This is a genomic window from Amycolatopsis speibonae, from assembly GCF_042647925.1.
GTDB classification, from domain to species: domain Bacteria; phylum Actinomycetota; class Actinomycetes; order Mycobacteriales; family Pseudonocardiaceae; genus Amycolatopsis; species Amycolatopsis speibonae.
In genome coordinates, this window is sequence record NZ_JBHRWK010000014.1 from 345,414 (window position 1) to 358,026 (window position 12,613).

General features: G+C 69.9%; 12 protein-coding genes. 10 read left to right on the forward strand and 2 right to left on the reverse strand.

What is annotated here, in order from left to right; genetic code table 11:
- Window positions 1-173: 173 nt before the first annotated feature.
- The 5 genes from ACFOSH_RS09675 to ACFOSH_RS09695 all read left to right on the forward strand — a co-directional run bounded on the left by ACFOSH_RS09675 (window position 174) and on the right by ACFOSH_RS09695 (window position 4,994).
- Entirely contained in the window at window positions 174-986 is an 813-nt protein-coding gene (locus tag ACFOSH_RS09675) for an alpha/beta fold hydrolase (protein ID WP_378238394.1), read from the forward strand.
- Window positions 987-1,007: 21 nt separating this feature from the next.
- Window positions 1,008-2,312: a D-inositol-3-phosphate glycosyltransferase gene (mshA, locus tag ACFOSH_RS09680; protein WP_378238395.1), complete on the forward strand. Its 1,305-nt coding sequence runs from the start codon at window positions 1,008-1,010 to the stop codon at window positions 2,310-2,312.
- Window positions 2,309-2,824 carry a type III secretion system chaperone family protein gene (locus tag ACFOSH_RS09685; RefSeq protein WP_378238396.1) on the forward strand — a complete coding sequence of 172 codons (516 nt, stop codon included), beginning with the start codon at window positions 2,309-2,311 and terminating at the stop codon, window positions 2,822-2,824. Before mshA ends, ACFOSH_RS09685 begins: the two co-directional genes overlap by 4 nt.
- A gap of 67 nt (window positions 2,825-2,891) precedes the next feature.
- Window positions 2,892-3,809 (forward strand): DUF4349 domain-containing protein, encoded by a 918-nt coding sequence (locus ACFOSH_RS09690; protein WP_378238397.1) that lies wholly within the window; start codon window positions 2,892-2,894, stop codon window positions 3,807-3,809.
- A gap of 435 nt (window positions 3,810-4,244) precedes the next feature.
- Window positions 4,245-4,994 (forward strand): phosphoglyceromutase, encoded by a 750-nt coding sequence (locus ACFOSH_RS09695; protein ID WP_378238398.1) that lies wholly within the window; start codon window positions 4,245-4,247, stop codon window positions 4,992-4,994.
- Between the two features lie 69 nt (window positions 4,995-5,063).
- On the opposite strand, the gene ACFOSH_RS09700 is transcribed toward ACFOSH_RS09695, so the two are convergent.
- A complete protein-coding gene (locus ACFOSH_RS09700; protein ID WP_378238399.1) occupies window positions 5,064-5,981 on the reverse strand; it encodes a hypothetical protein in 918 nt (305 codons plus the stop codon).
- On the reverse strand, window positions 5,978-6,625 hold the full coding sequence (locus tag ACFOSH_RS09705) for a DNA-binding response regulator (protein WP_378238400.1): 648 nt from the start codon (window positions 6,623-6,625) through the stop codon (window positions 5,978-5,980). Before ACFOSH_RS09705 ends, ACFOSH_RS09700 begins: the two co-directional genes overlap by 4 nt.
- A gap of 292 nt (window positions 6,626-6,917) precedes the next feature.
- On the opposite strand from ACFOSH_RS09705, the gene ACFOSH_RS09710 reads away from it, so the two are divergent.
- The 5 genes from ACFOSH_RS09710 (at window position 6,918) to ACFOSH_RS09730 (ending at window position 12,486) form a co-directional block, all read left to right on the forward strand.
- Window positions 6,918-8,150, forward strand: coding sequence for a sensor histidine kinase (locus ACFOSH_RS09710; RefSeq protein ID WP_378238401.1), 1,233 nt, complete (start codon window positions 6,918-6,920; stop codon window positions 8,148-8,150).
- The gene (locus tag ACFOSH_RS09715) at window positions 8,147-8,836 is read left to right on the forward strand and encodes a response regulator transcription factor (protein ID WP_005167072.1); all 690 of its coding nucleotides are present in this window, start codon (window positions 8,147-8,149) and stop codon (window positions 8,834-8,836) included. The genes ACFOSH_RS09710 and ACFOSH_RS09715 overlap by 4 nt, the downstream gene beginning before the upstream one ends.
- A 151-nt stretch (window positions 8,837-8,987) precedes the next feature.
- The gene (locus tag ACFOSH_RS09720) at window positions 8,988-9,977 is read left to right on the forward strand and encodes a Ppx/GppA phosphatase family protein (protein WP_378238402.1); all 990 of its coding nucleotides are present in this window, start codon (window positions 8,988-8,990) and stop codon (window positions 9,975-9,977) included.
- Between the two features lie 105 nt (window positions 9,978-10,082).
- The gene (locus ACFOSH_RS09725; RefSeq protein ID WP_378238403.1) at window positions 10,083-11,666 is read left to right on the forward strand and encodes a hypothetical protein; all 1,584 of its coding nucleotides are present in this window, start codon (window positions 10,083-10,085) and stop codon (window positions 11,664-11,666) included.
- A gap of 22 nt (window positions 11,667-11,688) precedes the next feature.
- The gene (locus ACFOSH_RS09730; protein ID WP_378238404.1) at window positions 11,689-12,486 is read left to right on the forward strand and encodes a sugar phosphate isomerase/epimerase family protein; all 798 of its coding nucleotides are present in this window, start codon (window positions 11,689-11,691) and stop codon (window positions 12,484-12,486) included.
- The last annotated feature ends 127 nt before the right edge of the window (window positions 12,487-12,613 follow it).

Here is a 12,613-nt window from a genome sequence, read left to right on the forward strand (position 1 = left end):
TCACGGACTGGGATCAAGCGCAGCCAGAACCCAGTAGGTACTTAAGACACTCTTGGCCCTAAGCCGAATCGCCACTCACGACCCCCGGCCACCTCGGTACCGGGCCTGCCCGCCGCCTACCGCCACTTCTGGCGGGTAGGGACCACCCCGGCCGACCTCCTAAAGTGCGAGGCATGAAGACCGAGGTAGTCGGCTACGGCGGGACCCGCATCGGCCTGTGGGTCGAGGGCGCCGAGAACACCCGTCCGATCGTGTTCGTGCACGGCTGGGCCCAGTCCTCCCGGGCCTGGGCGCCGCAGCTGGCGGACCCCTCGCTCAGTGAGCGGTTCCGCCTGGTCGCGATGGACCTGCGCGGCCACGGCGACTCCGAGGTGCCCTCCGCCGGCTACGACGATCCGCGTGTCTGGGCCGAAGACCTCGCCTCCGTCCTCGACTTCGCCGGTGACGACGCGATCGTCGTCGGCTGGTCCTACGGCGGGCTCGTCATCGCCGACTATCTCCGGGTGCACGGTTCCGCCCGGCTCGGTGGCGTCGTCCTTGTGGGCGCGATCACAGAAATCGGCAAGAACCGGCCCGGCGGCAAGGTCGGGCCCGCCATGCGCGAGGCCATCCCGGCGGTGCTGTCGGACGATCCGGCGGTCGCGATTCCCGCGTTGGTGCAGTTCAGCGCGGGGATGACCGCCTCCCCGGTGTCCGGCACGCTCACCCAGTCGCTGCTCGGCGCCTGCCTCTCCACGCCGCCCGCGGTGCGTTCCGCGCTGTTCCGGCGCGACGTCGGGAGTGAGGATGTTCTTCGCGATCTGGACAAACCGGCGCTGATCGTCCATGGTCTCGCGGACGCTGTGATCGATCCGACGTCGGCGGAATACGCGGCCGGGAAGATTCCGGGGGCCGTCGTGCGTTGGTTCCCTGAGGTGGGGCATCTGCCGTTCGCCGAAGCGGCGGACGAGTTCGGTGAACTGCTGCGCGGGTTCGCCGATCAGTAGGACTTCAGGAGTGTTGACCAGGTGACGATCCCTCTGCACGGGTTCGACGCCGCGCCCAGGCGCGTCGCGGTGCTGTCCTTGCACACCTCTCCGCTGGAACAGCCGGGTACCGGCGACGCCGGCGGGATGAACGTCTACGTGAGCCAGACGGCCACCGAGATGGCCCGTCGTGGCGTCGAGGTCGAGGTGTTCACGCGGGCGACGTCCTCGGACCAGCCCCCGGTCGCCGAACTGGCGCCCGGTGTCCTGGTCCGGCACATCCCGGCCGGGCCGTTCGAGCCGCTGGGACGCGACGAGCTGCCGGCGCAGCTGTGCGCGTTCACCGCCGGGGTGCTGCGGGCCGAGGCGTTCCACGAGCCGGGCTACTACGACCTCATCCATTCGCACTACTGGCTCTCCGGCCAGGCGGGCTGGCTCGCCCGTGACCGCTGGGGCGTGCCGCTGGTGCACACCGCGCACACCCTGGCCAAGGTCAAGAACGCCGCGCTGGCCGAAGGCGACACCCCAGAGCCGCGCACTCGCGTGATCGGTGAGCAGCAGGTCGTCGAAGAGGCGGACTGCCTGGTCGCGAACACCCGCGTCGAGGCCCGCGAGCTGATCGAGCTGTACGACGCCGATCCGCACGCCGTGCACGCCATCCCGCCCGGCGTCGACCTCGACCGGTTCACCCCCGGTTCCCGGTCGGCCGCGCGCCGCGCGCTGGGCCTGCCGCAGGACGCGATCGTGCTGGCCTTCGCGGGCCGGATCCAGCCCTTGAAGGCGCCGGACGTCCTCCTGCTGGCCGCGGCCGAGATGCTGCGTGAGCGGCCGGAGCTGGCGTCGCGGCTGGTCGTGCTGATCGTCGGCGGCCCGTCCGGGACCGGGCTGGAGCAGCCGCAGGCCCTGCGCGAGCTGGCCGTCTCCCTCGGGATCGAGGAGCAGACCCGGTTCATGCCGCCCCAGCCCGGCCGGGCGCTGGTCAACGTCTACCGCGCGGCCGACCTCGTCGCCGTGCCGAGCTACAACGAGTCGTTCGGGCTGGTCGCGCTCGAGGCGCAGGCCTGTGGGACACCGGTGATCGCGGCCGAGGTCGGCGGGCTGCCGGTCGCCGTCCCGCACGGTGTTTCCGGGCTGCTGGTGCCTTCGCACGATCCGAAGGACTGGGCGGGCGCGCTCGCGAACGTCGCGTTGCGGCCCGGCTGGCGTGCCGAACTTTCGGCCAACGCCGTGGTCCACGCGCGGCGCTTCTCCTGGCGCCGGACGACCGACCGCCTGCTGGACACGTACGCTCAGGCGACCGGCGCGTTCCGGCGTGCCCTCGAACAGCGCGCGGAGGTGGCGGTTTGACGCTCGACGAGACCTTGCGGTCCTCTTTGGACAACGCGGGCCTGGAGTACGACAGGCGCGGCGAGGGAAAGTACTTCGTCACGTTGCCCGGTACCAAGAAGCTGCAGACCAACTGCTGGCTGGTCGCCGGGGATCACGCCTTCGCCGTCGAAGCCTTCGTCTGCCGCCGCCCTGATGAGTCCCATGAGGATGTTTACCGCTTTCTGTTGCGCCGCAACGCGAAGCTGTACGGCGTGCACTACACCGTGGACGCGATGGGCGACATCTACCTGGTCGGCAAATTCGGTCTGGACACGGTGACCGAGTCCGAATTGGACAAGATCCTCGGGCAGGTGCTGGAAGCCGCCGACGGCGATTTCAACACGCTGCTGGAACTCGGGTTCGCCGAGTCGATCAAACGCGAATGGGACTGGCGTGTCTCGCGTGGAGAGTCGCTCGCGAACCTGGCGGCGTTCAAGCATCTCGTCGAGCCTTCGAACGGGCACGAACCCGGAGCCTTGACCGACTCGTGACCCGGATGGTGCAACCGGCCTGAACCCGGTTCCGTCTCTTTCCGCAGCACTGGAGGGAGATGGACCGATGTACAAACGATTGAGATGGGTGGCCGTAGTCGGCGCCGCACTGGCGCTGGCGGGCTGCTCGGCGAGCGAGCCTTACAGCGAATCCGCCGCGATGCCGATGACGGCCGACGGGAAGCAGGGCGTGCCGAACCAGGGGGCGCCGAACAAGGGCGCCACCGACAGCGCGGGCAAGGCGGGCCAGGAGAAGGCGCCCGCGGCACAACCGGGGATCGCCGACCGCAAGCTGGTGCGCACGGCGAGCCTGGAGCTCACCGCGCCGAACGTCGCCGATGTGCTCTCGCAGGTGCGCGTCATCACCCAGGGCGCCGCCGGCTACACCGGGCAGGAGAGCACCCAGGAGAAGCGGGCGTCGGTCAACGTCATCGTGCCCTCCGAACGCCTCGACGGCGTGCTGGACCAGCTGGGGAAGCTGGGGAAGCAGGTCCGGCGGGAGGTCACCGCGACGGACGTGACCGACCAGATGGTCGACGTCGATTCGCGGCTGGCCAGCCAGCGGGCGAGCGTCGAGCGCATCCGCGCGTTGCTCGCGAGGGCGACTTCGGTGTCCGAGATCGCCTCGGTGGAGAGCGAGCTGACGAGTCGCGAGTCCGAACTCGAGTCGCTTCAGAAGCGCCGCGAAAGCCTGGCCGGCAGTGTCGCCATGTCGACGATCTCGCTGCAGGTGAAGGCGGAGACCGTCGCGGCCGCGGAGGAAGAAGCCCGCAGCGGGTTCTTCGGTGGCCTGGCCAACGGCTGGGACGCGTTCCTGACCTTCGGCGGCGGCCTGCTGACCGTGCTCGGCGCGATGGCGCCTTTCCTGCTGGTCTTCGGTATCCCCGCGGCCGCGCTGGTGTGGTGGCTGCGCAAGCGGCGCCGTCAGCCGGAACCGGCGATGGCGACCGCCTCGGAGCTGCCGTCCGCGCCTCCGCTGGACTGAAATGAACAGGCGGGACGGCTCGAGGGAGGGGGGAGTCGCGATCTCGAGCCGCCCCGCTGAAGTTCCCGCCAAGGTGGACCCGGTGACGAGGGGGATGCCAACGGGGCCGGCGGGCGCCGCGACTCGGCAGGGGGGAGACGAGTCGCGGTCGTCACCCGCGTCGAGCCGGGGAGTGCGTGGAATCCGGCCGCGCGGGACTTAGTCAACCTGTCAGATCTCCACCTGTAATCACAAGACTACCGGTTACTCCGTTCGAGTGAACTTCGAAAACCGGGATAACGGAGTGCAGCCTGATTGCCGGGGATTTGGACTTGTTGGCAACCCGTCTTCTGGACGGGTGAAGGTGTTACTCGCGGGTAACGCACTCTCTGTAGAAGAAAGCGCAATCCCAGCCCTCTGACCGGCGCTTCCGCTCTCTCTGGCAGGCTGAACCCCATGGCTGAGCTTGGGACTCTGGTGCTGCTGCGTCACGGGCAGAGCACGTGGAACGCCGAAAACCTGTTCACCGGCTGGGTGGACGTGCCGCTGTCGGACCAGGGCGAACAGGAGGCGCGCAAGGGCGGGCAGCTGCTCGCGGAGTCCGGCCTGCTGCCGGACGTCGTCCACACGTCGCTGATGCGCCGCGCGATCTCGACCGCGAACCTGGCGCTCGACGCCGCCGATCGGCACTGGATCCCGGTGAAGCGCGACTGGCGTCTCAACGAGCGCCACTACGGCGCGCTGCAGGGCAAGAACAAGAAGCAGACCCTGGACGAGTTCGGCGAGGAGCAGTTCATGCTCTGGCGCCGCTCCTACGACACCCCGCCGCCCCCGATCGACCCGGCCGACGAGTTCAGCCAGGTAGGCGACGCGCGCTACGCCGACCTCGGCGACTCCGCCCCGCTGACCGAATGTCTCAAGGACGTCGTCGCGCGGCTGCTGCCGTACTGGGAGACCGAGATCGTGCCGGATCTGCGCGCGGGCAAGACCGTGCTGGTCGCCGCGCACGGCAACTCGCTGCGGGCGCTGGTGAAGCACCTCGACGGCATCTCCGACGACGCCATCGCCGGGCTCAACATCCCGACCGGCATCCCGCTGCGCTACGACCTCACCGAGGACCTCAAGCCGGTCACCGCCGGCGGGACCTACCTGGACCCGGAAGCCGCCAAGGAAGCCGCGGCCGCCGTCGCGAACCAGGGCCGCTGACCCACGCAATTCGGCACCTGGTTGCGATAGTTCGAAGCACGAACCATCGCAACCAGGTGCCGAATTGCGTCAGGGGAGAGCCTGGACCGATTCGATCCCGGCGGCTTTCCAGCCTTCGGGCAGGCGCTTGAGGCGCAGGACGATCGGCAGGTACTTCTTCGTGGCCTGCCCGGCCGCGTCCGTGACGTCCGTCGCCGCGTAGAGCAGCACGCTCGCCTTGTCGTCCACGACCTCCATGACCCCGACAGCGGGGTTCGGCGCCATCGACGCCTTCGTGCCCGCTGCGCGGAACTGGGCGATCCGCGCCGCCTTGTCCCGCTGGAAGCCCGTCAGCAGCTCTCCGGTCGAGACGGACTCGTAGCGGGCGTAGCTGCCTTCCACATCGGCCGGGTTCACGTTCAGCAGGACCTCAGCGGCGCGCAGAGCGCCGTCACGGGCCGAGTCCCGCACCCGCGCGAGCGCCCGGTCTCCCGCGCCCGGTTTCTCCGCCGCCGGCGGCGATCCGGCCGGGTTCACCTTGATTTCGCCGATGCGCCAGCGTTCGCCCTCTCGCACCGTCGCGAGCAGCACCGACGCGATGCCCTTGCTGGTGCCACCCGCCCTCGTGCTGCTCTGGTCGAGCACGGTCAGCACGCGCGCCTTGTCCGGCGTCTGCTCGACGGCGGCCGAGACGATCACCCGCGTCACGAGCTTGATCGGCTCCGGCGAGTTCCGGACCTCGGTGAACAGCTTCGCGATCTCGTCCCGCGCGCCCGGTGTCAGGTTCTCGGCGAGCACCTTGTCGTAGGCGGGCGCGGCCGTGCTGTCGTAGGAGAACACCGCTTCGGTGGCCGTCTTCACCGCCGTCAGCACCGACGCCGTCCGCGACGGATCGACCAGCGCGAGGTTGGCGGGCGGGCTCTCCGGTTCGGGCCGGGCGGTGCCGGAGACGCCGGTGGTGCAGCCCGCGAGCGCGAGCAGCACGGCGAAACCCGCCCAGCGCCTCACAAGAGGCCGAGTTCCCGAGCCCGCGCGTCGACCTGGAGCCGCGAAGTCACGCCGAGCGCGACCAGCAGCTCCGAGACGCGCCGCTGATAGGTCCGCACGCCCATCCCGAGGCTCTTCGCGGCCTTGTCGTCCTTGCAACCGGTGGTCAGGAACTCGAGGATCTGCGGTGTCTCCCGCCGGATGTCGGCGAACCGCGCGTCGAACGTCTCCAGCGTGGCGGCCGCCAGCCAGGCGGTCTCGAACAGCGACAAGATCCCCTGGACCAGCTCCGGGCGCGAGATGACGCTGTACGAGCGCACTTCCTTGCCCTCGTCGCCCGCCATGATCGCGACCCGCTCGTCGAGCAGGATCGTCTCGTTGATCTCCTCGGTGCCGATCCGGATCTGCGCGCCGAGACCGGAGAGGTGGTGCAGGTGCTGCGCGGTCTGCTCGTTCAGCAGGACGCCGGGGCGGTACAGCTTGCGGACACGTTTGCCGGACAGCAGCCGTTCGCCTTGGCGCGTGAGCGACGGCCGGGAAAGCGCCCAGGTGTAGAGGTCGTCGGCCGCGCACGCGATGTCGGTCGCCGCGACGAACAGATGAGCCGTCCGGTCGAACAGCTCTTCTTCTCCGCGAATCAGGGAGATGTCACTGACGAGTTCCACGGCGACAGTCTTCCAACATTCTCCGGCGGCCGTGACGGGAACGTCGCTATTCGCCCGTGAGTGGGACGATCTCCGCCCGGATAGTCACGACGAAAGTCGGGATCCGGGCACGGGCCGCCGACGAGGTCCCCGTTTCGGGTGACCCCTCTCACCCAGGAGATCTCGGCCAGGGATCGGTCACGTGAACGGGGGCTGACCTGCAGGCGAACAGGGTCTCCCCAGGTGTCATAGGCATCACGAGTACGCAGCCGGGACTAGGCCAAAAGGCTACCCGCACGCTTACGATTCCCCTGTGACCACGCCTGTTGCACTCGCCCTGGCCGTCGGCGGACTGATCGTCGGTGTGGTCGTCGGCTTCCTGATCGCGAGGGACCGCGCCCGCCGCGAGGAACGGCGCCCGACCGGTCCCACCGTGGCCGAACTGCTCGAACGCCTCGTGCGCTCCAGCAACAACGGGGTCGTCGTCCTCAACAAGTTCGGGGACATGGTCCTGCACAACCCACGTGCCTACGAGCTCGGCCTGGTGAAGGTCAACCAGGCCGATCCGCGGGCTCGCAAGGCCGCCGAGCAGGTGGTCGAGACCGACGACCCGATGGAGATCGACCTGTCCCCGCTGGAGGCGAGGGGCCGTCAGCCCGAAGCCGTCCTCGGCGAGGTCCGCCCGCTGGGCGACGGGTTCACCGTGGTCGAGGCCGTCGACCACTCCGAAGCGATCCGCCTCGAAGCCGTCCGGCGGGACTTCGTCGCGAACGTCAGCCACGAACTGAAGACGCCGGTGGGCGCGATCGCGCTGCTCACCGAGGCTGTCCTCGACGCCGCGGAGGACGTCGAGGAGGTCCGCCGGTTCGGCGGCAAGATCCTCCGCGAATCGACCCGGCTCGGCCAGCTCGTCACCGAGCTGATCGCGCTGTCGCGGCTGCAGGGCGCCGAGCGGCTGCCCGACCTGAACGTGGTCGAGGTCGACGCCGTCGTCCGCGAGGCGCTCGGCCGGACGACGCTGTCGGCCGAATCCGCCGAGATCACCATCACCACCGACTCGGCCAGCGGGCTGCTCATCGAGGGTGACCGGACGCTGATGGTCACCGCGCTGTCGAACCTGCTGGAGAACGCCGTCGCGTACTCGCCGGCGGGCAGCCCGGTGTCGATCAGCAGACGGCTGGTCGACGGCAAGGTCGAGATCGCGGTGACCGACCGCGGCATCGGCATCGCCGAGGACGAGCAGCAGCGTGTCTTCGAGCGGTTCTTCCGCTCGGACAAGGCGCGGTCGCGGTCGACCGGCGGCACCGGGCTGGGGCTCGCGATCGTCAAGCACGTGGCCGCCAACCACGGCGGTTCGGTCGGCCTCTGGAGCCGTCCCGGCACCGGGTCGACGTTCACCCTGCGGATCCCCGCGCACATCGGCGCCGAACCGGCCGCGGCGCCGAAACAGGCTCCGCCGGCATCCCGGCCGGAGAAGACCCCCGAGCGGACACCCCGTCTCGTGGCAACAGGGCAAGAAAGCCCCGACCATGGAGGAAACCTGTGACGAGGGTTCTCATCGTCGAGGACGAAGAGTCGTTCGCCGACCCGCTCGCGTTCTTGCTCCGCAAAGAGGGCTTCACCGCCGCCGTCGCCGTGACGGGGCAGCAGGCGCTCGAGGAGTTCGACCGCAACGGCGCCGACATCGTCCTTCTCGACCTCATGCTCCCCGGTATGAGCGGCACCGACGTCTGCAAGCAGCTCAGGCAGCGTTCCGCGGTGCCGGTGATCATGGTGACCGCACGCGACAGCGAGATCGACAAGGTCGTCGGACTGGAACTGGGCGCCGACGACTACGTCACCAAGCCGTACTCGGCCCGCGAGCTCATCGCGCGGGTGCGGGCGGTGCTGCGCCGCGGCGGCGAGCCGGGCTCCGAAGGCGATCTGGCGCCGCTGGTGCTGACCGCCGGGCCGGTGCGGATGGACGTCGAGCGGCACGTGGTGACCGTCGACGGCCAGGAGGTCTCCCTGCCGCTGAAGGAGTTCGACCTGCTCGAATACCTGCTGCGCAACGTGGGCCGCGTGCTCACCCGCGGGCAGCTGATCGACCGGGTGTGGGGCGCGGACTACGTGGGCGACACCAAGACGCTCGACGTCCACGTGAAGCGCCTGCGGTCGAAGATCGAACCGGACCCTGGTTCGCCCCGGCACCTGGTCACGGTGCGTGGCCTGGGCTACAAGTTCGAGACGTGAGCTGAAGGGGACTTTCCCCGCATAGGACGAGGCGAAGGGCGCTTTCCCCGCATCGCATGTGGGGAAAGTCCCCTTCAGCCCCGGCCTCCTGCGATACAGATCACGGTTACGGTTTCGTGACCTGACGTGGGGGCGGGTACCGTAGACGCTCGTGCGCCTAGGGGTCCTCGACGTCGGTTCCAACACCGTCCACCTGCTCGTGGTCGACGCCCACCGTGGCGCCCACCCGACCCCGATGCATTCCGAAAAGGCCGTCCTCCGGCTCGCCGAGCAGATCACCCGCAACGGTGACCTGAGCCGCGCGGGCGCGGACAGCCTCGTCCGAGCGGTCGAATCGGCGAAGGCGGCCGCGGCCAGGCTCGGCTGCGAAGACGTCATGGCGTTCGCCACCTCCGCAGTCCGCGAAGCCAAGAACGCCCCGAAGGTGCTGGCGAAGGTCCACGAACAGACCGGCGTCGAGCTGAAGGTGCTCTCCGGGATCGACGAATCCCGGCTCACCTTCCTCGCCGTCCGCCGCTGGTTCGGCTGGTCGGCGGGAAAGCTGCTCGTGCTCGACATCGGCGGCGGCTCGCTGGAGGTCGCGATGGGCCGCGACGAGGAGCCGGATCTGGCCGAATCGCTTCCGCTGGGAGCGGGCCGGACCACCCGGACGCGGTTCCAGCACGACCCGCCGACCCGCTCGGAGCTCATCGCGACTTCGGCGTGGCTCGAAGAACAACTCGCCCCGCTCGCGAAGAAGGTCGCCAAATTGGGTGAACCCGATCGTGTCGTGGCGACGTCGAAGACCTTCCGGTCCCTCGCCAGGCTGACCGGAGCGGCGCCGTCGGCGGGTGGGCCGCATGTGCGCCGTACCCTGACCGACACCGCGTTGCGCCAGCTCATCGCGTTCATCTCCCGGATGACCGCCCATGACCTGGCACAACTCGAAGGGGTCAGCGCCGGCCGCTCGCACCAACTGGTGGCGGGCGCGCTCGTCGCACAAGCCACCATGCGGGCGCTTTCCCTGGAAGAACTGGAGATCTGTCCGTGGGCGCTGCGAGAAGGTGTCATCCTTCGACGGCTGGACCATTCGAACGGTGCGGACGAGACTGTGGGCGGCAGCGCCCGACTGGACTTAGTCGACGGAGAACGGGCACGGTGAAGAGGTGACGGAAATGCGGATGACGGTGGATAGCGCGCGCGACGCCGCCGATGCCCCGTCGTGTGCCGGTTCGCAACGGCCGGAGCGCGCATTGGACAGCACGGTATGACGGACGAGACAGAGAGCGGCCAGCCACAGAAGACCGTGGCGGAGCTGCTCGCACAGCATGGAGCCCAGCCCGAGGGCGGCCGCCGCAGGCGACGCCGCGCGGCCGACGACGAGGACGAGGCTCCCGAGCCTCCCCGCGGCCGACGCGCGCCGTCGGTGAGCGACACCGCGCCGCAGGCGATCATCGACAGGGTGTCCGGCGACACCCCGCCGCCGCCCAACCGTCCTCCGCGCCGTTCGCGGCCCCAGGACTCCGGACAGCGTCCGCTTCCGCCGCAGCAGCAGGACTCCGCGCCGCTGCCGGTGCCGCCGAACGCCGCGACCCCGACCCGGCAGACGCCGCCGGTGCGCCCGCCGCAGCCGCCGCAGGAGCAGAGCGGCTATCAGCAGCGTCCGCCGCAGCCTCCGCAGCAGTCGGGCCAGTTCGTGCGGCCCGCGCCGCCGCAGGAGCAGAGCGGTTACCAGCAGCGTCCGCCGCAGCCTCCGCAGCAGTCGGGCCAGTTCGTGCGGCCGACTCCGCCGCAGGAACAGTCCGGTTACCAGCAGCGTCCGCCGGACTCCGAAGGACTGCCTCCCCGTGGCCGTCCGCGGCCCGCGGACCCGGAAGAGACCCGCGGTGCGGTGCCGCCGGTCCGCCGTCGGCCCGAGCCGCCCGCGGGACCCCCGTCCGCCGGCTTGTCGGCGAGGCTCGACGGGGCCGACGCCCCGCCCGAAGACGTCCAGGACCAGCCCGGCCCGATGGCCAGCGGCGCGTTCCAGACCCCGCCCGCCCAGCCGGCGCGGCGCCGTCGTCCGGCGGCCCGTCCGCCGCAGCCGAAGGCCGAGCCGAGCACCGAACAGTTCGCCGCGGTCGGCGACGAGACCGGGGTCGATCCCGAAGGTTCCGCGCCCGCCGAACCGGCGGCACCGCCCGCCGGGCTCGCCGGCTGGCGCAAGCGCAGGCAGAAGGTGCAGTCCGAGGACACCGAGATCGGCGGGATCCCGCCGGTGCCGCAGCCGGTCGAACCGGACATCGATCCCGAACCGGACCAGTTCGACGCCGGGCCCCCGACCATGGGTTCGTCCCACCCGCCCCATCCCGCGCCGATGCCGTTCGTGCCGCCGCATTCGCTCGACGACCGCGAACGGCAGGACAACCTCGACGAGTACGAGAGCGAGTTCGCCGACCCGGCGTACCCCGACGGCGGCCCGGACTTCGCCCGTGACGACTACGGCTACCGCGCCGACGAGTACGAGGACGACTACGAAGACGACCGGGCCGACGCCAGCGTCGATGACGTCGACGAGGACGAGCCCGAGGCACCCGCCGAGAACGCGTCACCGGGGAAGCAGTGGCTGGCGCTGGCCGGTCAGCTCGCCCTCGGCGTGGTCGGCGGCGCCGGGGTCTGGCTGGGCTTCAACTGGCTGTGGGTGAACATCCCCGCCGCCGCGCTGGTCGCCGCGCTGCTGGTGATCGTCGCGCTGGTGTGGATCGTCCGGAAGATCCGCCGGGCGGAAGATCTGCAGACCACGGTGCTCGCGGTGCTGGTGGGACTGGTGGTGACGGTCTCACCGGCCGCACTCCTGCTGGTCGCTCGTTAGCGGCCTCGGGAAGGATGCCGGAATGGTTCAGCAGATTCCGGTGGGGATTTCGACCGCGTCCGTCTGGCCCTTGAAGGCGGGGACGGCCTTCGAGCTGGCCGCCGACCTCGGCTACGACGGTGTCGAGGTGATGGTCTGGGCCGACCCGGTCAGCCAGGACGTCTCCGCGCTGCGTCGCTGGTCGCGCCGCACCGGGGTGCCGGTAATGTCGATCCACTCGCCGTCGCTGCTGATCACCCAGCGCGTGTGGTCGCCGGATCCCGAGGTGCGCCTGCGGATGTCCGTGGACGCGGCGCTGGAACTGGGCGCGCGCACGGTCGTGGTGCATCCGCCGTTCCGCTGGCAGCGCCGCTACGGCGACGCGTTCGGCGACCTCGTCGACGAACTCGAAGAGGAGAGCGGCATCGAAGTCGCGGTCGAGAACATGTTCAAGGTCCGCCCGCCCGGCGGATCGCGGACGTCGCGCGTGTCGGCCTTCCGGCCCTCGATCGACCCTACGGACGTAGGGTTTCGCCACTACACGCTCGATCTGTCCCATACAGCGGCAGCCGGTATGGACGCCCTCGCGCTCGCCGAACGCATGGGTTCCGGGCTCACCCACGTCCATCTGGCGGACGGCACGGGCCTCCCGAAGGACGAGCATCTGGTGCCCGGACGCGGGATCGAACCCTGCGCCGAACTTCTCGAAAAGCTCGTGAACAGCGATTTCTCCGGACAGATCGTGTTGGAGATCAACACCCGACGCTCGCCGAACGCGGCACAGCGGTCAAGGGATCTCGCGGAGTCACTCTTGTTCGCGAGGTTCCACCTCGGCCAGTGACAAAGATCGTCCCCAGGTGCGGAGATTCATTCCTGCCTGCGCCCGAGGCGCTGGTACACGTAAAGTTCCGACCGTGAACCAGCTGCGCTTGTTGATCTCCCGCACCCCGATGGATCGGCTCGTGGCC